Annotated in this window: 16 protein-coding genes; 14 read left to right on the forward strand and 2 right to left on the reverse strand. The window is 67.0% G+C overall.

Going from position 1 to position 21308, the window contains the following annotated elements:
- Window positions 1-4: 4 nt before the first annotated feature.
- Window positions 5-1507 (reverse strand): multicopper oxidase family protein, encoded by a 1503-nt coding sequence (locus tag G4G71_RS17610; protein WP_169939321.1) that lies wholly within the window; start codon window positions 1505-1507, stop codon window positions 5-7.
- Between the two features lie 284 nt (window positions 1508-1791).
- Between G4G71_RS17610 and G4G71_RS17615 the strand changes: the two genes are divergently transcribed.
- From G4G71_RS17615 to G4G71_RS17640, 6 genes are all read left to right on the forward strand, one after another.
- Window positions 1792-2793: an HlyD family secretion protein gene (locus G4G71_RS17615; RefSeq protein ID WP_169939322.1), complete on the forward strand. Its 1002-nt coding sequence runs from the start codon at window positions 1792-1794 to the stop codon at window positions 2791-2793.
- Entirely contained in the window at window positions 2793-4592 is a 1800-nt protein-coding gene (locus tag G4G71_RS17620) for an ATP-binding cassette domain-containing protein (RefSeq protein ID WP_169939323.1), read from the forward strand. Before G4G71_RS17615 ends, G4G71_RS17620 begins: the two co-directional genes overlap by 1 nt.
- Window positions 4589-5719: an ABC transporter permease gene (locus G4G71_RS17625; protein WP_054910178.1), complete on the forward strand. Its 1131-nt coding sequence runs from the start codon at window positions 4589-4591 to the stop codon at window positions 5717-5719. The genes G4G71_RS17620 and G4G71_RS17625 overlap by 4 nt, the downstream gene beginning before the upstream one ends.
- Window positions 5720-5724: 5 nt before the next feature.
- Complete coding sequence (locus G4G71_RS17630) at window positions 5725-6828, forward strand: ABC transporter permease (RefSeq protein WP_169939324.1); 1104 nt, start codon at window positions 5725-5727, stop codon at window positions 6826-6828.
- Between the two features lie 66 nt (window positions 6829-6894).
- Complete coding sequence (locus tag G4G71_RS17635) at window positions 6895-7203, forward strand: hypothetical protein (protein ID WP_169939325.1); 309 nt, start codon at window positions 6895-6897, stop codon at window positions 7201-7203.
- Between the two features lie 21 nt (window positions 7204-7224).
- Window positions 7225-8718 (forward strand): efflux transporter outer membrane subunit, encoded by a 1494-nt coding sequence (locus G4G71_RS17640; RefSeq protein WP_169939326.1) that lies wholly within the window; start codon window positions 7225-7227, stop codon window positions 8716-8718.
- A gap of 2 nt (window positions 8719-8720) precedes the next feature.
- On the opposite strand, the gene G4G71_RS17645 is transcribed toward G4G71_RS17640, so the two are convergent.
- On the reverse strand, window positions 8721-9341 hold the full coding sequence (locus G4G71_RS17645) for an eCIS core domain-containing protein (RefSeq protein WP_169939327.1): 621 nt from the start codon (window positions 9339-9341) through the stop codon (window positions 8721-8723).
- Window positions 9342-9612: 271 nt separating this feature from the next.
- Between G4G71_RS17645 and G4G71_RS17650 the strand changes: the two genes are divergently transcribed.
- The 8 genes from G4G71_RS17650 to G4G71_RS17685 all read left to right on the forward strand — a co-directional run bounded on the left by G4G71_RS17650 (window position 9613) and on the right by G4G71_RS17685 (window position 21206).
- Window positions 9613-10017 (forward strand): YybH family protein, encoded by a 405-nt coding sequence (locus tag G4G71_RS17650; RefSeq protein ID WP_169939328.1) that lies wholly within the window; start codon window positions 9613-9615, stop codon window positions 10015-10017.
- On the forward strand, window positions 10014-10499 hold the full coding sequence (locus tag G4G71_RS17655; protein WP_169939329.1) for a P-loop nucleotide/nucleoside kinase family protein: 486 nt from the start codon (window positions 10014-10016) through the stop codon (window positions 10497-10499). Before G4G71_RS17650 ends, G4G71_RS17655 begins: the two co-directional genes overlap by 4 nt.
- 57 nt (window positions 10500-10556) lie before the next feature.
- A complete protein-coding gene (locus G4G71_RS17660; RefSeq protein ID WP_169939330.1) occupies window positions 10557-11495 on the forward strand; it encodes a class I SAM-dependent methyltransferase in 939 nt (312 codons plus the stop codon).
- Window positions 11496-11749: 254 nt separating this feature from the next.
- Complete coding sequence (locus tag G4G71_RS17665) at window positions 11750-13399, forward strand: VRR-NUC domain-containing protein (RefSeq protein WP_169939331.1); 1650 nt, start codon at window positions 11750-11752, stop codon at window positions 13397-13399.
- Window positions 13396-15711 carry an ATP-dependent DNA helicase gene (locus tag G4G71_RS17670; protein WP_169939332.1) on the forward strand — a complete coding sequence of 772 codons (2316 nt, stop codon included), beginning with the start codon at window positions 13396-13398 and terminating at the stop codon, window positions 15709-15711. Before G4G71_RS17665 ends, G4G71_RS17670 begins: the two co-directional genes overlap by 4 nt.
- A 377-nt stretch (window positions 15712-16088) precedes the next feature.
- Window positions 16089-16703: a translesion DNA synthesis-associated protein ImuA gene (gene imuA, locus G4G71_RS17675; RefSeq protein WP_169939333.1), complete on the forward strand. Its 615-nt coding sequence runs from the start codon at window positions 16089-16091 to the stop codon at window positions 16701-16703.
- A 7-nt stretch (window positions 16704-16710) separates the two neighbouring features.
- Complete coding sequence (locus G4G71_RS17680) at window positions 16711-18120, forward strand: Y-family DNA polymerase (RefSeq protein ID WP_169939334.1); 1410 nt, start codon at window positions 16711-16713, stop codon at window positions 18118-18120.
- Window positions 18117-21206 (forward strand): error-prone DNA polymerase, encoded by a 3090-nt coding sequence (locus G4G71_RS17685; RefSeq protein WP_169939335.1) that lies wholly within the window; start codon window positions 18117-18119, stop codon window positions 21204-21206. The genes G4G71_RS17680 and G4G71_RS17685 overlap by 4 nt, the downstream gene beginning before the upstream one ends.
- The last annotated feature ends 102 nt before the right edge of the window (window positions 21207-21308 follow it).

Below are 21308 nucleotides of genomic sequence, written 5' to 3' on the forward strand. Positions count from 1 at the left end.
TCCGTCACTGGGCCAGCGGGTTGGCTTTCTTGTCAGCCTCCCGCCCGGTGTTGCGCAGATAGGCGCACATCTGGTTGTCGCCGTAGATACCGCCCAGCGGCTCGAGCTTCACCGCCTGCTCGTAGTCCTCCGGGCGCACCACCTGGATCGCCTGCATCATCCCGCCGTCCTCGTGTTCGAGGATGTGGCAGTGGTAGACGAACTTGCCGAGCATCACCGGATCGCGGAACGGAATGCGCAGGGTGATCGAGCCGGTGGCGGGGATGTAGACGTTGTCCCGGTAGCCGCTGAAACGCACCGGTTTGCCGTTGATTTCGACGACCTGGAAGTCGGTCTGGTGGATATGGAACTGGTGCAACTCCTGGGACGGGTTGTACAGCCGCCACTCCTCCAGGTCGCCCAGCTTCACCGTGGTATTCACCTTGCCGGCGTCGAAGCGCGTGCCGTTGATGTAGAAGGTATTGGGGTCGCTGTCCGAATCCTGGAAGGCGAACTGGCGAACCCTCGCCACCTTCTCCTGGCGGAAATCCTCGGCCTGCGGATAAGGGCTGGTGATCTGCTTCGTCGCCACCGCCGCGCCGCTGGAGTCGAGGATGGCCAGCCGCTGCGCCGGATAGGTATCCCCCGCCGGCCCGGTGTTGGCGGCGCCCATGGTGACGTCGTGCCGCCCGGCCGCCGGCCCCACCACCAGCACGCTGAAGCGCGCCGACGGGCCGATCAGCACCTCTTTCGCGTCGACCCGACGGGTTACCGTGTTGCCGTCGCGGGACAGCACCTGCATCGACTGCCCATCGATGGCAATGCGGAAGTACTGGTTGGCGGCGATGTTGATGAAGTGCCAGAGCTGCGTCTCGCCGGGCTGGATATCGATGGTCGGTTCGAACTGGCCATTGATGGTGCGGATCGACGGCGCGCTGGTGATGACCTCTGTAGCGTTCCTGCCGGTAAGCGTCTTCTGGAAGTTGCGCAACACCAGCACACGCTCCCTGATGCCCTTGAGCTCGGGGAACGGATCGAGAATGCCATCGACAATGATCGGCCCGGCGATCCCCGCAGACACCTGGTACTGCGCGCCGCCATGGAAGTGGCTGTGGTACCAGTACGCACCGGGGCTGTGGTTGGCGGGAATGGCGAAATGGTATTCGCCCACCTCGTGGGACTTGGTCTCGCGGAAAATGCTGTCGCCACCGTCCAGCGGCGTGACGGTCATGCCGTGGAAATGCAGGTTGGTGATGTCGTCCATGCGGTTGTCCAGGCGCAGGGACAACGCACCGCCCGGCTTGAGCCGCAGCAAGGGCGAATCGTACTGGCCGTTGAACACCAGCGTGTCGTATTGCAGATTGCCCACCGCCACCTTGTGGCGCTGCGCCGTGAGCGTCGCCGTCGTGGTGCCCTGGGCGTCGTAGCTGAATTCAGGCGAAGGCTGGAGCGGTGCCGCCGGCGCTCCGTCGATGAAAAACGCGGCGAGCGGGCACAGTACGGCGAGCGGCAGGCGCAGTCTGGACATGGTTGACCCCACGTAGCGTTTTTCCAGGGCATAACGCAAGACCGGAGGACTTGCCTCCAGCCGTCGCCCGAAAAAGTCGAAACATCGCTGCGTGTGACGGCTACTGAAAATCTGTATAGACGCCCGCGCCAATCAGTTGAAACCTTCGTCCCAGGTAGCTGCCGAACGGTCATCGAAGCGGCCGGGCCTGCAGGCCAGAGCGTTTCGCCATTGATACAGGTCCGCATGCTCGGCGTGGAACTGTCTATCCTTCATCGGGCTGTCACGAAACAGGGAAGGCCTGCATGCCTAAGAAGCTGGTGCTGGTAGCGCTGGTTGCGCTGCTGCTGGGGGGCGGAGTGTGGTGGTACCTGCACTCGCGCGAAAGTGATGACAAACGCCTGGTGCTCTACGGCAACGTGGACATCCGCCAGGTGTCGCTGGCCTTCACCGGCAGCGAGCGCATCGCGAAGATGAATGTCGAGGAAGGCGACCAGGTGAAAGCCGGCGACGTGCTGGCCAGCCTCGACACGCGCACCCTGAGCCTGCAGATCGACAAGGCCCAGGCGCAGATCGCCGCCCAGGAGCAGAACCTGCTGCGCCTGAAGAACGGCTCGCGCCCTGAGGACATCGACCGCGCCAAGGCACAGGACAAGGCAGCCCGCGCCCAGCTTGACCTCGCCAACACCCAACTGCGTCGGCTTGAGAGCATCCGTGCCAACAGCCCCGGCGGCCGCGCCGTGAGTCAGCAGGACATCGACAGCGCCACTTCGCAGCAGAAGGTGGCGCAAGCGGAACTGGAAGACCGCCAGAAATCCCTGCGCCTGGCGCAGATCGGCCCGCGGGCGGAAGACATCGCCCAGGCCGAAGCCCAGCTCGCCGCCGCCCGCGCCGATGTGGCGCTGCTGCAGCACAACCTCGACGAGGCCGACCTCAAGGCCCCGCAGAACGCCACCGTGCGTTCGCGCCTGCTGGAGCCCGGCGACATGGCCTCGCCGCAGCGCCCGGTGTACTCCCTGGCGCTGACCGACCCGAAATGGATTCGCGCCTACGTCAGCGAAACCAACCTGGGGCGGATCAAGCCGGGCATGAAGGCCCAGGTGTTCACCGACAGCCACCCGGACCAGGCCATCGACGGCCACGTCGGCTTCATCTCCTCGGTGGCCGAGTTCACCCCGAAATCGGTGCAGACCGAAGAGCTGCGCACCAGCCTCGTCTATGAAGTGCGCGTGCTGGTGGCCGATCCGGACAACCGCCTGCGCCTGGGCATGCCGGCCACGGTGCGCTTCGCCGACGAGCCGCGTTGATGGCCTCGACTCAGGGAACCCACCCCGAAGGCCCGGTCATCCGCGCCGAGGGCCTGGCCAAGCACTTCCTGGTGAAGGAGTCGGGCAAGACCGTGCAGGCACTCAAGGACATCAGCCTGGACATTCCGCGCGGCCAACTCACCGCACTGGTTGGTCCGGACGGCGCCGGCAAGACCACCTTCCTGCGCCTGGTCGCCGGGCTGCTGCAGGCCAACGCCGGCACGCTGACCGTGCTCGACCTGGACGTCCACACCCACCCACAACAGGTACAGGACCGCATCAGCTACATGCCGCAGCGCTTCGGCCTCTACGAAGACCTGAGCGTGCAGGAGAACCTCGACCTCTACGCCGACCTCCACGGCGTACCGCACAAGGAACGCCAGGAGCGCTACCAGCGCCTGCTGGAAATGACCGACCTGGCACGCTTCACCGACCGCCCGGCGGGCAAGCTCTCCGGCGGCATGAAGCAGAAGCTCGGGCTGGCCTGCACCCTGGTGCGCTCGCCGGACCTGCTGCTGCTCGACGAACCCACCGTCGGCGTCGACCCGCTGTCACGCCGCGAGCTGTGGGAGATCATCCAGCAGCTGATCGAGCAGGAGCAGCTCAGCGTGCTGGTTTCCACTTCCTACATGGACGAGGCCGAGCGCTGCGCCGAAGTCTTCCTGCTGCACCAGGGCCAACTGATGGCCAAGGGTGACCCGGCATCGATCCGCGAGCACGCCGACAACCTCTGCTTCATCGCCACCCCGCCCCCGGACGAACCCGCGCGCACCTTGCAGGCGCGGCTGCTGGACGACCACCAGAACATCGTCGATGCCGTGCCGCAATCGGGCGAAGTGCGCTTCATCCGCCAGCCCGACGCGGATCAGGGCAAGCTCGACCAGCTACTCGATGGCGCGCCGGTACGCCAGGTGGACGCACGCCTGGAAGACGGCTTCATGTTCCTGCTGCGCGCCCGCAGCGACGCCGAACAAGTCGACATGGAATCGCTCAAGGCCGGCACCCGTCGCCACGGAGAGAGCCACGCCGACAGCGACGAAACGGTGATCGAAGTGAAGGACCTGGTGCGCAAGTTCGGCGACTTCACCGCCGTGGCCAGCACCAGCTTCAGCGTGCACCGTGGAGAAATCTTCGGGCTGCTCGGCCCCAACGGCGCCGGCAAGACCACCACCTTCCGCATGCTCTGCGGGCTGTTGCCCGCCACCAGCGGCACGCTGCAGGTGGCCGGGGTCAACCTGCGCAATGCTCGGGCCCAGGCACGGCGCAAGGTTGGCTACGTGTCGCAGAAGTTCTCCCTCTACGGCAACCTATCGGTGGCGGAAAACCTGCGCTTCTTCGGCGGCGCCTATGGTCTGGGCGGCAAGCAGCTGAAGCAGCGGATGGAAGAGGTTTCTCACCAGTTCGACCTCGCCGGCCAGGAGGACTCGCCCAGCGGCCAGCTCCCCGGCGGCTTCAAGCAGCGCCTGGCCATGGCCGTAGGCCTGCTCCACGAGCCGGAAATCCTCTTCCTCGACGAACCCACCAGCGGCGCCGACCCCCTCGCCCGCCGCGGCTTCTGGCAGCGCATCACGGCGCTGGCGGCCTCCGGCACCACCATCATCATCACCACCCACTTCATGGAAGAGGCCGAGTACTGCGACCGCATCGTCATCCAGGACGCCGGCAAGCTGCTGGCCATGGGCACGCCGCGGGAAGTACGCGAGCAGGCCGGCGGCCAGGGCAGCACGCTGAACATGGAGCAGGCGTTCATTGAAATAGTCGAAAGCAACCGCCAGCACGCCAAGGCAGGCGCCGCATGAGCGCCGGCGGCTTCTGGCGGCGCCTGGCCTCGCTGACCCGCAAGGAAGTGCGACAGCTGGTACGCGACCGCAGCAACCTGCTGATCGGCATCGGCCTGCCCATCGCGCTGATCCTGATCTTCGGCTACGGCCTGTCGCTGGACGTGAAGCGCGCCATCGTCGCCATCGTCCTCGACGATCCCTCGCCCGTGGCCCGCGACGTGGCCGCCGGGATCAGCCGCACCGAATACCTGGAGCCGCACCTGGTGCGCTCCTACGCCGAGGGCGAGAAGCTCATGCGCGCCCGCGAGGTGGATGCGGTGGTGCAGTTCCCCTCTGATTTCACCCGCCGCCTGAACGACGGCAACGCGCAGATCCAGGTGCTGGTGCAGGGTTCGGACGCCACCCGCGCCGCCAGCGTCTCCACCTACGTCAGCAGCGCGCTGGCGGGCTACGCCGAGAAGCAGGCCGACCGTGGCGCCGGCTCAGCGAGCCAGGCTGGCGCGGTCACCATCGTCCAGCGCATGTGGTTCAACGCCGCCAACACCAGCACCTGGTACCTGGTGCCGGGCCTGATCGTGCTGATCATGACGCTGGTGGGCGCCTTCCTCACCGCCCTGGTGATGGCCCGCGAATGGGAACGTGGCACGCTGGAGGCGCTGTTCGTCACGCCGGTGCGCCCGGTGGAAATCCTCCTGGCGAAGATCATCCCCTGCTTCGGCATCGGCATGATCGGGCTGGCGCTGTGCCTGCTCGCGGCGCGCTTCCTTTTCGACGTGCCGATCTACGGCTCCTTCATCGTGCTGGTGATCTCTTCCATGCTCTACATGCTGGTGGCGCTGGGCATTGGCCTGCTGATCTCGGCGGTGACCAAGAACCAGTTCCTCGCCAGCCAGATCGCCCTGCTCGCCAGCTTCCTGCCGGCGATGATGCTCTCGGGCTTCATCTTCGACCTGCGCAACGTACCGACCGCCATCCGCGTGATCGGCAACCTGCTGCCGGCGACCTACTTCATGGAGCTGGTGAAATCCCTGTTCCTGGCCGGCGACTTCTGGCCGATGATCTTCAAGAACTGCGCCATCCTCGCCGCCTACGCCGTCGCCCTGCTGGGCCTGGCGCGGCTGGTGACGCGCAAGCGGCTGGACTGACTCGCATGGAATTTCTCTGGCGCATCCTCAACCTGTGGCGCAAGGAACTGCTGGTGATCCTCAAGGACCCGGCCAACCGCATCGTGCTGGTAGCGCCGGTGCTGATGCAGAGCGTTCTGTTCGGCTACGCCGTGACCTTTGACCTCAACGACGCGCCCTACGCCATCCTCGACCTCAGCCACAGCGAATCCTCGACGCGGCTCATCTCGCGCCTGGACGGCAGCGGCATCTTTCACCGGGTGGCGACCCTTACCCGCGTCGAGGAAATCCAGACGGTGATCGACGAGCAGAAGGCGCTGCTGGTGATTCACATCCCGTCGGACTTCCAGACCCGCCTGACCCAGGGCGACCCGGCACCGATCCAGGTCATCCTCGACGGCCGCAACTCCAACACCGCCGGCTCCGCCGCCGCCGGCCTGGCCGTGGTGGTGGACCAGTTCAACCGCGAACAGGGCCTGGCCTCGGCGCCGATCAGCGTGGTCAGCCGTTCCTGGTACAACCCCAACCTGGAAACCCGCTGGCCGCTGATCCCCGCGCTGATCGCCACCCTGAGCATGATGCAGACGCTGATGCTCACCGCCCTCTCGGTCGCCCGCGAGCGCGAACAGGGCACCTTCGACCAGTTGCTGGTGACGCCCTACACGCCGCTGGAAATCATGTTCGGCAAAGCGATCCCGCCGCTACTGATTGGCCTGGTGCAGGCCACGCTGGTGCTGCTGATGGCGCTGTTCTGGTTCCGAATACCCATGGCCGGCTCGCTGTTCAACCTCTACGGCGGGCTGACGGTCTTCACCATCGCCTGCGTCGGGCTGGGCATGTCGATCTCCGCCGTGTCGCTGAACATGCAGCAGGCGATGCTCTACACCTTCGTGCTGATCATGCCGCTGACGCTGCTCTCCGGCCTCGCCACGCCGGTACGCAACATGCCCGAGTTCCTGCAGATCGTGACCTACGCCAACCCGCTGCGCTTCGGCATCGACCTGATCCAGCGGGTGTACCTCGAAGGCGCGACCCTGGCCGACGTGGGGCTCAACCTGATCCCCATGCTGGTGGTCGCTGCCGTCACCTTGCCGCTTGCCTCGTGGCTGTTCCGCCACCGGCTTGCGTAACGGATCACCCGGCATGGCGAGCGAATGCAATACCTTGACGAGGACCTATTTCGGAAATGGACAGCCATGAGCGACACCAGCAGCTTTATCGTCTTCCTCGTCACCCAGCTTCTGCTGCCGTTCTGGATGGGCCACCGGTACTGCCGCAAGAAAGGTATTCCCACCCAGTCCTGGCGTGCGGGCGGCATCTACCTGATCGCCTTGTCGGTGGCGATGCTGTTCTTCTTCGGGCTGCTCGGCCTGCCCACCCACGTGAAGAACGTCGGCATGGTGACCAACCGCTCCATGGGCCTGGCCTGCGGCGTGATCGGCATCGTCGGCGGCCTGGTGATGGGCTATGTCGCGCGACGCTTCGAGGGCACTTCGGATGACTAGGTCTGCAAGAGGGTGTCACCCATGAACCTTACTTCCCGTTTCTTCTCCCTGGCCTTGCTGGGCAGCAGCCTTGCAGGCTGCGCCGTCGGACCCGACTACGAAGCGCCGAAAACCCAGGCGCCGGCGAGCTGGCAGGCCGCCCACGCCGGCGCCGGACAACTGCATCCGGTGGAGGGCAATACCCGGCTCAGCGAGGACTGGTGGACCCTGTTCAACGACCCGGTGCTGAACAACCTGCAACGCCGCGCCGACAAGGCCAGCCCGGACCTCAATACCGCCGTGCTGCGCTTCGCCCAGAGCCGCATGCAGCGGCAGATGGTGGCGGCCCAGCGCGGCGTCGACGTCAACGCCTCGGCGGCGGTGAATCGCCAGCGCCTGAGCGAGAACGGCTCCAACGCGCTGATGATCCAGCGCATCGCACCGACCGGTGACAGCGGCCAGATCGCCAAGGTCCTGGCCGAGCCCTTCACGCTCTACCAGGCTGGTTTCGACGCTTCGTGGGAGCCCGACCTGTGGGGCCGCATCCGTCGCTCCATCGAGGCCGCCGATGCCAGTGTCGATGCGCAGCAGGCGATGTTCGAGGAAACCCGCCTGGGCGTTTCGGCGGAACTGGCCCGCAGCTACTTCGAGCTGCGCGGCGTGCAGCAACAGATTGCGGTGGCGCAGCAGGACATCGCCGCCACCGAGGAATCCATGCAACTGATCCAGGTGCGTGCTGATGGCGGGTTGGTGGACGATTTCGATGTCGAACGCCAGCGCGGCCAACTCGCCGAGCTGCGCTCCAGCCTGCCGCAATTGCAGGCCAGCGAGAGCGCGGCCATCAATCAGATCGGCGTACTGATCGGCGCCAAGCCGGGCAGCCTGCGCGATGACCTGAAACCCGTTGCGCAGACTGCGCCGCAAACACCGGACCTGAGCCTCGGCCTACCCTCGGAAGTCGCCCGCCGCCGCCCGGATATCCGCGCCGCCGAAGCCCAACTGCACGCCGCCACCGCCAACATCGGCGTGGCCGTGGCCGACCTCTATCCGACCATCCGCCTGGGCGCGCATTTCGGCTACGAGTCGGTGGAAGACAGCAAATTCGGCGATTGGGGAAGCCGGACCTGGACGGTCGGCCCGAGCCTCTCGCTGCCGATCTTCGACAACGGCCGGCGCCGCTCGCAGATCAACCTGCGCAAGCTGGAACAGCAGGAAGCCGCCGTGTCCTACCAGCAGACCGTGCTCAAGGCCTGGCAGGAAGTCGACGACGCGCTGAGCCACTACGGCGCCGAACGCCAGCGCAACCAGCGCCTGCAGGAAAAACTGCACAGCAGCGACGCCGCCTACGGCATGGCCAAGGCGCGCTACGCCGGCGGCATGACCGACTTCCTGGTGGAACTGGACGCCCAGCGCGCCTACCTGCAATCACGCCGCGACGTAGTCGACAGCGACACCCAGCTGCGCCTGACGCTGATTGCCCTGTGCAAGGCTCTGGGCGGCGGTACGCCGGAGCCGGAGGCCAGCGCCAGTCGCTGAGGTCAGTTCTTCTGCGCGGAGACCTTGCCGTCGCGCAGGTCCTTCGCAACCCGGCGCTGCATCTCGTAGGCCGGCGCCTCCACAGCATCGAAGTTTTCCGAGTAGCGCGTAGCGAAGCCCTGCACGCCCCACTCCTGGTACTGCTTCACGTGCCACAGCTCGTGGGCCCAGAGGGCGACGTCCTTCTGCGCGTCTTCCTCGCTGCGGAAGACGATCACATCCACCAGCGTGACGGCCTCGGTGTCCGGGTTCTGCATGATCGCCTGACCGGCATTCAGGTCATCCAGCGCTCCGACGGAATAACGCGCCGCCATCAGCACATCGTCGGGGTAGTAAGGCTGCAGCTGGGCGCGAATAGCCAGCGGAATCGGCTCGGTGCCGCCCTGCACGGCCTGATCGCGAGACTGCTGCAGCCAGACGGCCAATGCCTGGGCGGCCATCTTGCGAGTATCCGACAGCACCGGACCGAGCACGGCACCCAGGTCTGGCAGGCACATGCAGGTGTCCAGGCAGACCTGGCGCTGCCCCGCAGGGCAAGTCGCGGCCAGGGTATCGACGGACGCGGCCAACCCGGCGAGCAACGCCACGGCGTGCAGGAAGCGGGTTGCGAGGGGGGATGGCATGAAAAGGCTCCGCTACAGCGTGGAGAAAGACATGGTGCTCAGACAATGGCGCGGCGCGATCATGCCATGCCGCCAGCAAAAAAGAGCGCTGGCGCGACGTATGAAACTTCTGCTAGCTTCTGACCCATGAATGCCGCCAACCGCACCTTCCAGCAGATTATTACCACCATCGCTCCGATGGTGGGTTAGCGCATTCCGCGAACAACCAAACCCGCCTCCCGGCGGGTTTTTTAATGCCCGCCGTCCGAGGCTCCCGATCGAGGAGACACTGATGGACCAGGCACTTTCCGCCGAGCAGCACCCGCTGCAAGCGCTCATCCAGGCTGCCGACGAGGCCATCGGCCGCGAGGATTTCGACGCGCTGATCGACTTCTATACGGAAGACGCGCTGCTGGTGGTCAAGCCCGGCCTGCTGGCGCGCGGCAAGGAACAGATCCGCCGCGCCTTCGTCGCCATCGCCGAGCACTTCGGGCACAACCTGCGGGTGCGCCAGGGCCGCCTGGAAATCCTCGAGACCGGAGACACTGCTCTGGTCGTGGCGCAGACCCTGCTCGACACCAGCCACGGCAAGCTGACTCGCCGCGCCACCTATGTCTTTCGCCGCGAGGCCGATGGCGCCTGGCGCTGCGCCGTGGACAACTCCTACGGCACCGACCTGCTGGAGGCCACGACATGAGTACAGGCACATTGCACCTGCTGTGCGGCAAAGCGGCGTCGGGCAAGTCCTGCCTGGCGCGGGAGCTGGCCGAAGCACCGGGCACCGTGATGCTGGCCGAGGAACAGTGGCTGGCCGAGCTGTTCCCCTGGGGCATCAGCTGCCCCGACGACTACCAGCTCTACGCCCGTCGCGTGCGCAAGGTGATGGGGCCGCACGTGGTCGGCCTGCTGCGCGCCGGCACCAGTGTGGTGCTGGATATTCCCGCCAATACCCTGGCCGACCGCCGCTGGCTGATCGACCTGGCGCAACAGGCCGGCGCGGCGCATTGCCTGCACTTCCTCGACGTCGACCCGGCCACATGCCGCAGCCGCCTGCTGGCGCGCCATGCCATCGCACCACTGGCTGCGCCGCTGGACCCGGCCGGCTACGAGGCGCTCAACCGCTACTTCGTCGCCCCGCGCCCGGAGGAAAAACTGCGGGTGCAGCGCCATGGCGCCTGAGCGCGTAGAATCGCCGCCCCGATCCGCCGAATCAGCCTGTGTAGAAAGACCCGAAGCATGAACACCGACGCCATCGCTACCCTGCGCGAGCAACTGCTTGCGGCCCTGAACCCCGCCCCTGCGGAGACCCGCCGCCTGTTCCACGGCCGCGGCCGGCGCTGGCCGGGGCTGGAGCACGTGACTGCCGATTGGCTGGAAGGTGTGCTGCTGGTTTCGCTGTTCCGCGAGCCCGCCGAAGACGAGCTGGCGGCACTCAGGGCGATGCTGGTCGAACTGGCGCAAAGCGAAACCTGGCGCGCCACCGGCGCCCGCAGCCTGATGCTGCAGCACCGCTACACCCTGGAAAGCACGATGGAAGTCCTCCACGGCGAGGCATTCGATGGCTGGCAGATCACCGAGCACGGGCTGCGCTACCAGCTAGACCTGGGGCGCAAGCAGAACAACGGCCTGTTCCTCGACATGCGCTACGGCCGCCAGTGGGTACAGGCCAACGCCAGCGGCCTGCGCGTACTCAACCTGTTCGCCTACACCTGCGGCTTCTCCGTGGCGGCCATCGCCGGCGGCGCGCAGAAAGTGGTCAACCTCGACATGGCCCGCGCCGCGCTCAGCCGTGGCCGCGACAACCACCGCCTGAACGGCCACGACCTGTCGAAGGTCAGCTTTCTCGACCACGACCTGTTCAAGTCCTGGGGCAAGGTGAAGAAATCCGGCCCCTACGACCTGATCATCATCGACCCGCCGAGCTTCCAGAAAGGCAGCTTCGTCCTCGACAAGGACTACGCCCGCGTCCTGCGCCGCCTGCCGGAACTGCTGGACGGCAGCTGTACCGTACTGGCCTGCGTGAACGATCCGGCCGTTGGCGTCGACTTCCTGCTCCAGGGCATGGCCGCCGAGGCGCCGCAACTGCGCTTCGTCGAGCGCCTGGAGAACCCGCCGGAATTCGTCGACATCGAGGAAGACAGCGGCCTGAAGGCGCTGGTATTCCGCCTGGATTGATCGTAGGGCGGATAACGCCTACGGCGTTATCCGCCAACCACGACGGGCATGGTTTCCCTGTAGGAGCGAGCTTGCTCGCGAACCCCGCCTGACTCCGGATCAGTCCGGTGCAATGCGTTCGCGAGCAAGGACTGGGCGTCCCCCTCGCTCCTACAGAAAAGCCTGGCATCTCCCGATGAAAGGCCGCCATAACCCTTGCGGCCAAGCCACCATCGCGCCATCCTTGGCACTGTATGTAAAACCAGTGCCCGCCGATGTCCGCGCCGCTCGACCCCAGCCTCTACTACCTGACCAACTTCCACCGCGCCCTCGACTGGATCGACGAACGCTACGCCGACCTGCTCGACGCCGAGGAAGCCCGGTTCATCGCGGACTTCCGCGCGCTGCCGCTGCCCTCGCGGGCGCTGTTGGTGCGGCTGGTCATGCGCAAGGGGCCGCACTTTCGCGCCGGCAAGCTGAGCTACGTCGAGATCGGCGATATCCCCGAAGCCGCCGCGCCGCTGCTGGAGCTGGGCTGGCTGAGCGATGACTACCCGCTGACGCTGGACGAACTGCTACCACTGCTGATCAAGGACGAACTGCTCGCGCGCTTCCGCGACGAACTGCCACGCGGCTCGCTGAAGAAGGCCGAGTTGTACGAGCACCTGCACGCCTATCACCAGCAGGTGCAGCCGTTCGACAGCTGGTACCCGGACCTCGACCGCCTCTATACCCTCATGGCGACGCCGCTGTGCGACCGCCTGCGCCTGCTGTTCTTCGGCAATCTGCAGCAGGACTGGTCCGAATTCGTCCTCGCCGACCTCGGCATCTTCCGCTACGAAACCGTCCCCTTCACCCCCGATTCCCGCGCCTTCCGCCGCCGCGACGAACTGGAGGCCTACATACACCTGTGGAACGGCGCCGTCCGCTTCGAAACCGGCGAGCCCATCGCCGATCTGCTGGCCGAACTGGGCGACTTCCGCAGCGACAACGTCTACCTGCAAGCCCGCCACGGCCGCCTGTTGTACCGCATGGCCTATCAGCTGGAGCGTGAAGGCGAGCTGGACGCCGCCCTGGCGCTCTATCAGCGCACCGCCGCCGGTGGCTCGCGGCAGCGGCAGATCCGCGTGCTGGAACGTCTACAGCGCTTCGAGGATGCGCATGCCCTGGCCCAGGCCGCGCTGGCCGCGCCGGAAAGCGACAGCGAGTTGCAGCTTGTGGAGCGTGCGTTGACTCGGCTGGTCCGCCAGCTTGGCCTGCCGAAGGAAAAAGCGGCCAAGCCCGTACCGCCGTTGCGTATCGACCTGGAACTGCCGCGCCCCGACGTCAACGTCGAGTTCGCCGTGCAATCCGTGCTCCACGAGGAAGAGGCGCCAGTGCACTACGTGGAAAACGCGCTGGTCTGCAGCCTGTTCGGCCTGCTCTGTTGGGACGTGATCTTCGCCCCGCTGCCCGGCGCCTTCTTCCACCCCTTCCAGGCCGGGCCGAGCGATCTGTATCGCGGCGATTTCGTCAGCCGTCGCGCCGAGGCCTTCGCCGCGCGCCTGACACTGCTGGACAGCGACGCCTATCTGGCCGCGATCCGTGAGACTTACGCCGCCAAGCACGGCATCCTCTCGCCCTTCGTGCACTGGGAGCTGCTCGACGAGAGTCTGCTGACACAGGCCCTGCGCTGCCTGCCGGCGGCGCACCTGAAGCTGTGGTTCGCGCGCCTGCTGGCCGACCCGAAGGCCAACCGCGCCGGCATGCCCGACCTGATCCAGTTCTGGCCCGGCGAGGCGCGCTACCGAATGATCGAAGTGAAAGGCCCCGGCGACCGCCTGCAGGATAATCAGAAGCGCTGGCTGGCCTTCTGCGCCGAGCACGGCATGCCGGTGGAAGTCTGCTATGTGCGCTGGCAGGACGAGGCGGACGAAAGCCAATGAGCTACGCCGTCGCCGTGCGCGCGCTGTGCGAATTCACCGCCAAGGAAGGTGACCTCGACCTGCGCTTCACCCCCGCGCCCACTGCCCAGGAAGGCATGGCCGGGCACGCCACGGTGGTCTCGCGCCGGGGCCTGGGCTATATCGCCGAGCTGCCGCTGCGCGGGGAGTATCCGGGGCTGGTGGTCAGCGGCCGCGCCGATGGCTACGACCCCGACGCCAACCTGCTGGAAGAGATCAAGACCCACCGTGGCGACGTCGCGCGCATCCCGCAGAACCACCGGCTGCTGCACTGGGCGCAGGTGAAGGTGTACGGCTGGTTGCTGTGCCAGACACTGGAGATCGACGCCATCGATCTCGCCGTCGTCTACTTCAACGTCATCACCCAGAAGGAAACGGTCTTCCGCGAGCGCTTCGCCGCCGATGACCTGCGCACCTTCTTCGAGCTGCAATGCAGCCGCTTCGTGAAATGGGCCGAGCAGGAAAGCGCCCACCGCATCGAACGCGACCAGGGCCTGGAGGCGCTGCGCTTCCCCTACCCAGACTTCCGCCGGGGCCAGCGTATGCTCGCCGAATCGGTGTACCGCGCTGCCCGCGACGGCCAGACACTGATGGCCCAGGCCACCACTGGCATCGGCAAGACCCTCGGCACCCTGTTCCCGCAGCTCAAGGCCTTCCCAGGGCAGAAGCTGGACCGCTTGTTCTTCCTCACCGCCAAGACGCCGGGCCGGCGCCTGGCTCTAGATGCCCTGGCGACCTTGCGCCAGCAGGACGCCGCCCAGCCGCTGCGGGTGCTGGAGCACGTCGCCCGCGACAAGGCCTGCGAGCACCCGGACAAATCCTGCCACGGCGACTCCTGTCCCTTGGCCAAGGGTTTCTACGACCGCCTGCCCGCCGCCCGCGAGGCCGCGCTCAAGCACCGCTGGCTAACCCAGGAAGCACTGCGCGACGTGGCGCTGCAGCACCAGGTCTGCCCCTACTACCTGAGCCAGGAACTGTGCCGCTGGGCCGACGTGGTGGTGGGCGACTACAACTACTACTTCGACATGAGCGCCCTGCTCTACGGCCTTACCGTGCTCAACGACTGGAAGGTCACCCTGCTGGTGGACGAGGCGCACAACCTCATCGAGCGCGGCCGCGGCATGTACAGCGCCGAGCTGGACCAGTCCGAGTTCAACGCCCTGCGCAAGGTCGCCCCGGCCGGGCTGAAGGGCGTGCTGGAGCGCGTCGGCCGGCACTGGAACCAGATGCACCGCGACCAGGAGGTCGATTACCAGATCTACCCGACGGTGCCGGACCTGTTCATCGCCGCGCTGCAGAAAGCCGTCAGCGCCATCACCGACCACCTCACCGACCAGCCCACCGGCAACGAGGCCGAACTGCTGCGCTTCTACCTCGACGCCATGCTGTTCTGCCGGCTGGCCGAAGCCTACGGACCGCACTCGCTGTTCGACATCACCCGCCACTACGGCAGCGGCCAGCGCACGCTCTCCACCCTGTGCCTGCGCAACGTGGTGCCGGCGCCCTTCCTCGAACCACGCTTCGAGGCGGCCCACAGCACCACGCTGTTCTCCGCCACACTGAACCCGGCCAATTACTACGCCGACCTGCTCGGCCTGCCGGAAGGCACCACCTGGCGCGAAGTGGAATCGCCCTTCCGCGCCGAGCAATTGGAAGTCCACGCGCTGAGCAACCTGTCCACCCGCTACCAGCACCGCGAGGCCAGCCTGTCGCCGATCAGCACGCTGATGGCCCGGCAGTTCCGCGCACGCCCCGGCAACTACCTGGCCTTCTTCAGCAGCTACGCCTACCTGCAGCAGGCGCTGGAACGCTTCGCCGCCGAGCACCCGGACATCCCGCGCTGGGTGCAGTCGCGCAGCATGAACGAGATCGAGCGCCAGGCCTTCCTCGACCGCTTCACCCCGCACTCGCAGGGCATCGGCTTCGCCGTGCTCGGCGGCGCCTTCAGCGAGGGCATCGACCTGCCGGGCGACCGCCTGATCGGCGCCTTCATCGCCACGCTGGGCCTGCCACAGGTGAACGAGGTCAACGAGGAGATCAAGCAGCGCATGCAAGGCATGTTCGGCGATGGCTACGACTACACCTACCTGTTCCCCGGCCTGCAGAAGGTCGTCCAGGCCGCCGGCCGGGTGATCCGCACGCCGACGGATTCGGGGGTGATCTACCTGCTCGATGATCGATTCAACCAGCCGGCGGTGCGGCGGTTGTTGCCGGGGTGGTGGAAGCCGGAGCGGCTGAGGTTCGTTGCCGATCCGCCGCGCTCGAAAGAGCCGCAAGGTTTTTTGCTGCTGTAACGCATTGCGCGGATTTTCACTTGGGGAATGGCCTTGTGCCGTGCGGTTCGCGAGCAAGCTCGCTCCTACGAAGAGTGCACTGGCTTTACCTGTAGGAGCGAGCTTGCTCGCGAACCCGCTCAGCGCCAGCTTTGCCGGCTGATCGCGGAGAAGCTCCGCTGCTACGAGAACAGAAATACTGGAGTCGACCTATCGAAGGGCTCCGTCGCGTCCGAATGGCCGTCAGACCAACCGCCATTGACGGCATCACCCCATCAGATAAACTGTATATACATACAGTTATTTCCGAGCAATCCCATGCGACACCCACCCATCCTCCTCCCCTGCCCCTCCTGCCGGGCGCATGACCGTCGCCGCTCGCCGGCCGGGAGGCCGTAATGGGCAGCGTGGTTGCGCTCGACACCCTGTTCCACCAGCGCCAGGTCTGGAAAGGCCAGCCCCAGGGCCTGCCACCCAGCCAGCAGCCCACCGGCCACTCCGTGCTGGACCAGGCCCTGCCCACTGGCGGCTGGCCGGAAGCCGCCCTCAGTGAAATCCTCCTGGCCCAGGAAGGCGTCGGCGAGCTTCAGCTGGTCTGGCCAACCCTCGCGCGGCTCAGCGCAGCCGGCGAACGCATCGTGCTGGTCGCCCCGCCCCACGTGCCCTACCCGGCCGCGTGGCAAGCAGCCGGCGTAGCGCTGGACCAGCTAGCCATCGTGCAAGCCAGCGGCCGCGATGCGCTCTGGGCCGCCGAGCAGTGCCTGCGCTCGGGCAGTTGCGGCGCCGTGCTGTGCTGGCCGCAGCAGGCCGACGACCGCGCCCTGCGCCGCCTGCAGGTGGCTGCCGAGACCGGGCAGACCCTGGCCATCGCCTACCGCTCGCAGCGCGAAGCGCTCAACCCATCGCCCGCCGCGTTGCGCCTGGCGCTGGACGCCACCCCGGCGCAGCTGCGCGTACTCAAGTGCCGTGGCGGTCTGGCGCCGGCGCGGCCCATTCCGTTGCCCTGGCACTGAGGCCGCCATGCTCTGGGCCTGCATTCTCCTGCCTCAGCTGGCGATGGACGGCACGCTCCGTGGCCGTCCCGAACCGGACGCCGCCCTGGCACTGCTCACCGGACCAGCGCAACGCCGCGTGCTGCAGGCGGTGAACCCGGCGGCACGGGCGCTGGGGCTCAAGCCCGGCCAGTCGCTCACCGCCGCCCAGGCCCTGAGCCGCGATTTCGAAACCGCCGAGTACGACCTGCGCGAAGTGCAGCGCTGGCAGGACCTGCTGGCCGCCTGGGGCTACGGTTTCAGCTCGCAGGTCAGCCAGCACTACCCGCGTGCGCTGCTGATGGAAGTACAGTCCAGCCTGCAACTGTTCGGCCCCTGGCCACGCTTCGAGGCGCGCCTGCGTGAGGAGTTGAACGCCCTGGGTTTTCGTCACCGCATCACCGCTGCGCCCAATCCGGCCGCCGCGCGCATCCTCGCCAATGGCCACGACGGCGTGGCGATCCACGACAACGCGCAACTGCGCCAGTACCTGGGCAGGATGCCCCTGGAGCGCCTCGGCCTGGAGCGCGACGCCGCCACCTCGCTGGGCCGCATGGGCCTGCGCAGCCTGCAGCAACTGCTCGCCCTGCCGCGCGAAAGCCTGGCCCGGCGCTTCCCGCCGCAGGTACTGCGCCAGGTTGACACCCTGCTCGGCCAGCGCCCGCTGGCCCTGGAGTTCTACCGGCCACCGGACAGCTTCGAGTCGCGCATCGAGCTGAACTTCGACGTGGAATCCACCCAGGCCCTGCTCTTCCCGCTGCGCCGCCTGACCGCTGACCTCGGCGCCTTCCTCGCCGGGCGCGACAGCGGCGTGCAGCGCTTCGTCCTGCACCTGGAGCACCACGACGGCCCGGACACCCAGATGCCGGTCGGCCTGCTCAGCGCCGAGCGCGAAGCGGCGATGCTCTTCGAGCTGAGCCGGGGCCGCCTGGAACAACTGCAACTGCGCGCCCCGGTACACAGCGTGCGACTCATCGCCGACGACTTGCCGCCCTTCGTGCCGCAGCACCGCGAGCTGTTCGACGACCGCCCGCAGCAATCCCAGCCCTGGGAACAATTGCGCGAACGCCTGCGCGCGCGATTGGGCGACGACGCCGTACACGGCCTCGGCGGCCTCGCCGAGCATCGCCCGGAGCGCGCCTGGCAAGGCAACTCCACACCGCGTCTGTCCATTACCGAGGTCCCGCGCCCCGGCTGGCTGCTGGCAGAACCGCAACCGCTGCGCGAATTCGCCCCTACCCTGCTCGCCGGCCCAGAACGCATCGAGTCCGGCTGGTGGGACGGCGAGGACATCCGCCGCGACTACTACCAGGTGCGCACCCGCAGCGGGCAGCGCGCCTGGGTGTTCCGCCCGGTGGGCGACGACGGCCCGTTGCTGCTGCACGGCTGGTTCGCATGAACGCGCCGGATGAAGACCCCGGCTACGCCGAATTGCACTGCCTGTCCAACTTCAGTTTCCAGCGCGGCGCCTCCAGCGCGGCCGAGCTGTTCGAGCGGGCGAAGAAGCTCGGCTACCGCGCCCTGGCGATCACCGACGAATGCAGCCTGGCCGGCATCGTCCGCGCCTGGCAGGCCTCGAAGGAAACCGCGATTCCCCTGATCACCGGCAGCGAACTGAGCATCGAGCAGGGCCCGAAGCTGGTGCTGCTGGCGGAGAACCTCGCTGGCTACGAAAACCTCTGCCGCCTGCTCACCCACGCCCGGCGCCGCGCCGAGAAAGGCAGCTACCGTCTGGTGCACACGGACTTCGACGGCAACCTCGACCACCTGCTGGCGATCTGGCTGCCGCGAGACGACCAGGACGATGACGGCCTGTGGCTGCGCGAACGCTTCCCCGAGCGCCTGTGGCTGGGCGTCGAGCTGCACAAGGGCCCGGACGACGCCGGCAAGCTGCATCGCCTGCGCGAACAGGCCGCGCGCCTGGAGATTCCCGCCGTGGCCTGCGGCGACGTGCACATGCACATCCGCGGCCGCCGCGCCCTGCAGGACTGCATGACCGCCATCCGCCAGCACCTGCCGGTGCACGAGGCCGGCCAGTACCTCTATCCCAATGGCGAGCGCCACTTGCGCCCGAAGGAAGCGCTGGCGGCGATCTATCCGGCCGAGTTGTTGGCGGAAACGCTGAAGATTGCCGGGCGCTGTAGCTTCGATCTGGGCGAGGATGTGAAATACCAGTACCCGCGCGAGCTGGTGCCCGAAGGCCATACGCCCTCCACTTGGCTGCGGGAGAAGACCGAGGAAGGCATCAAGCGGCGCTGGCCGAATGGAGTCAGTAGCGACAATCGCGCGAAGGTCGAGAAAGAATTAGGGTTGATTGCCGAGCTGGAATACGACAGCTACTTCCTCACCGTCCACGACATCGTCGCCTTTGCCCGCAGCCAGAGCATCCTCTGCCAGGGACGCGGCTCGGCAGCCAACTCCGTGGTCTGCTTCGCCCTGGGCATCACCGAGCTGGATCCGTCCACATCCAAACTATTGTTCGAGCGTTTCATTTCCCGCGAACGCAACGAGCCGCCAGACATCGATGTCGACTTCGAGCACGACCGCCGCGAGGAAGTCATCCAGTACGTGTTCCGCCGCTACGGCCGCAGCCGCGCGGCGCTCACCGCCGTGGCCAGCACCTACCGCGGCGCCGGCGCGGTGCGCGACGTGGCCAAGGCGCTGGGGCTGCCGCCGGACCAGGTCGGCGCACTGGCCGACTGCTGCGGCGCCTGGAGCCGCGAAGCACCCTCGAACGAGCGACTGGAGGAAGCGGGCTTCGATCCCCGCAACCCCATCCTGCGCCGCGTGCTGGCACTGACCGACCAGCTGATCGGTTTCCCCCGGCACCTGTCGCAGCACCCCGGCGGCTTCGTCATCTCCCAGCAGCCGCTGGAAACCCTGGTGCCGGTGGAAAACGCCGCGATGCCCGAGCGCACCCTGATCCAGTGGGACAAGGATGACCTCGACGCCGTCGGCCTGCTCAAGGTCGACGTCCTCGCCCTCGGCATGCTCAGCGCCCTGCGCCGCTGCTTCAACCTGATCGCCGACTATCGCGGCAAGCTCTGGACGCTCGCCACGCTGCCGCAAGACTGCAAGCAGACCTACGAGATGATCAGCCGGGCCGACACCGTGGGGGTGTTCCAGATTGAGTCCCGCGCACAGATGGCCATGCTGCCGCGCCTCAAACCCGAAAGGTTTTATGACCTGGTGATCGAAGTCGCCATCGTCCGCCCCGGTCCGATCCAGGGCGACATGGTCCATCCCTATCTGCGTCGACGGAACAAGGAAGAACCAGTCGAGTATCCGCACGACGAGCTGATTCCGGTCTTCGAGCGCACCCTGGGCGTGCCGCTGTTCCAGGAGCAAGTGATGGAGTTGGCGGTGGTTGCCGCCGAATACACACCGGGCGAGGCAGACCAGTTACGCCGTTCCATGGCTGCCTGGAAGCGCCACGGTGGGCTGGAACCCCATCGCCAGCGTTTGTCCGAGCGCATGTTGAAGAAGAAATACACCCAGGAATACATCGACCGCATCTTCGAGCAGATCAAGGGCTTCGGCAGCTACGGCTTCCCCGAATCCCACGCCGCCAGCTTCGCCCTGCTCACCTACGCCAGCTGCTGGCTGAAATGCCACGAGCCGGCGGCCTTCACCTGCGCCCTGATCAACAGCTGGCCCATGGGCTTCTACAGCCCCGACCAGTTGCTGCAGGACGCCCGCCGCCACGGCCTGGAGATCCGCCCGGTGGACGTGCGCCACAGCCACTGGGACTGCACCCTGGAACCCATCGCCGAACGACAGCCGGCGATCCGCCTCGGCCTGCGCATGGTGCGCGGGCTGCGTGAAGAGGTCGCCGATGCCATCGCTCAAGCACGGGAGCAACAGCCCTTCGCCGACGTCGCCGACCTCTGCCTACGCGCCCATCTCGACGGCCGCGCCCGCGAGCAACTGGCCGACGCCGGCGCCCTGCGCGGTCTCGCCGGCCATCGGCACAAGGCGCGCTGGGCGATTGCCGGGGTCGAGCCGCAACTGCCGCTGTTCGCCGGCCAGGTCACCGAGGAGGCCCAGGTCAGCCTACCGCTGCCCAGCCGTGGCGAAGACCTGCTGACCGACTACGCGACCCTGGGCACCACCCTCGGCCCGCACCCCCTGACCCTGCTGCGCGGCGCCCTCAAGGCTCGGCGCTGCCGCAGCTCGCGGGAACTGACCACGCTGGAAGCCGACCGTCCGGTGCGCGTTGCCGGCCTGGTGGTCGGTCGGCAACGGCCGGGCACCGCCAGCGGCGTCACCTTCGTCACGCTGGAAGACGAATTCGGCATGATCAACGTGATCGTCTGGCGCGACCTTGCCGAACAGCAGCGCCGCCCCTTCCTCAGCGCCCGCCTGATGCAGGTGGACGGCACCCTGGAAGCCAAGGACGGCGTGCGCCATGTGATCGCCGGGCGGTTGACGGATTTGAGCGGGTTGCTGGAGGGGCTGGATGTACGGAGCCGGGATTTCCACTGAGCCTGCGAAACCAATCTCACAGGAATGCAGTTTCGTAGGATGGCGTGGAGCGAAGCGATACCCATCAGCTCTCGGCTTGATCCGCGTCAGGCGATTCGCGTG

Origin of the sequence: Pseudomonas multiresinivorans (assembly GCF_012971725.1) — a bacterium.
GTDB lineage: Bacteria > Pseudomonadota > Gammaproteobacteria > Pseudomonadales > Pseudomonadaceae > Pseudomonas > Pseudomonas multiresinivorans.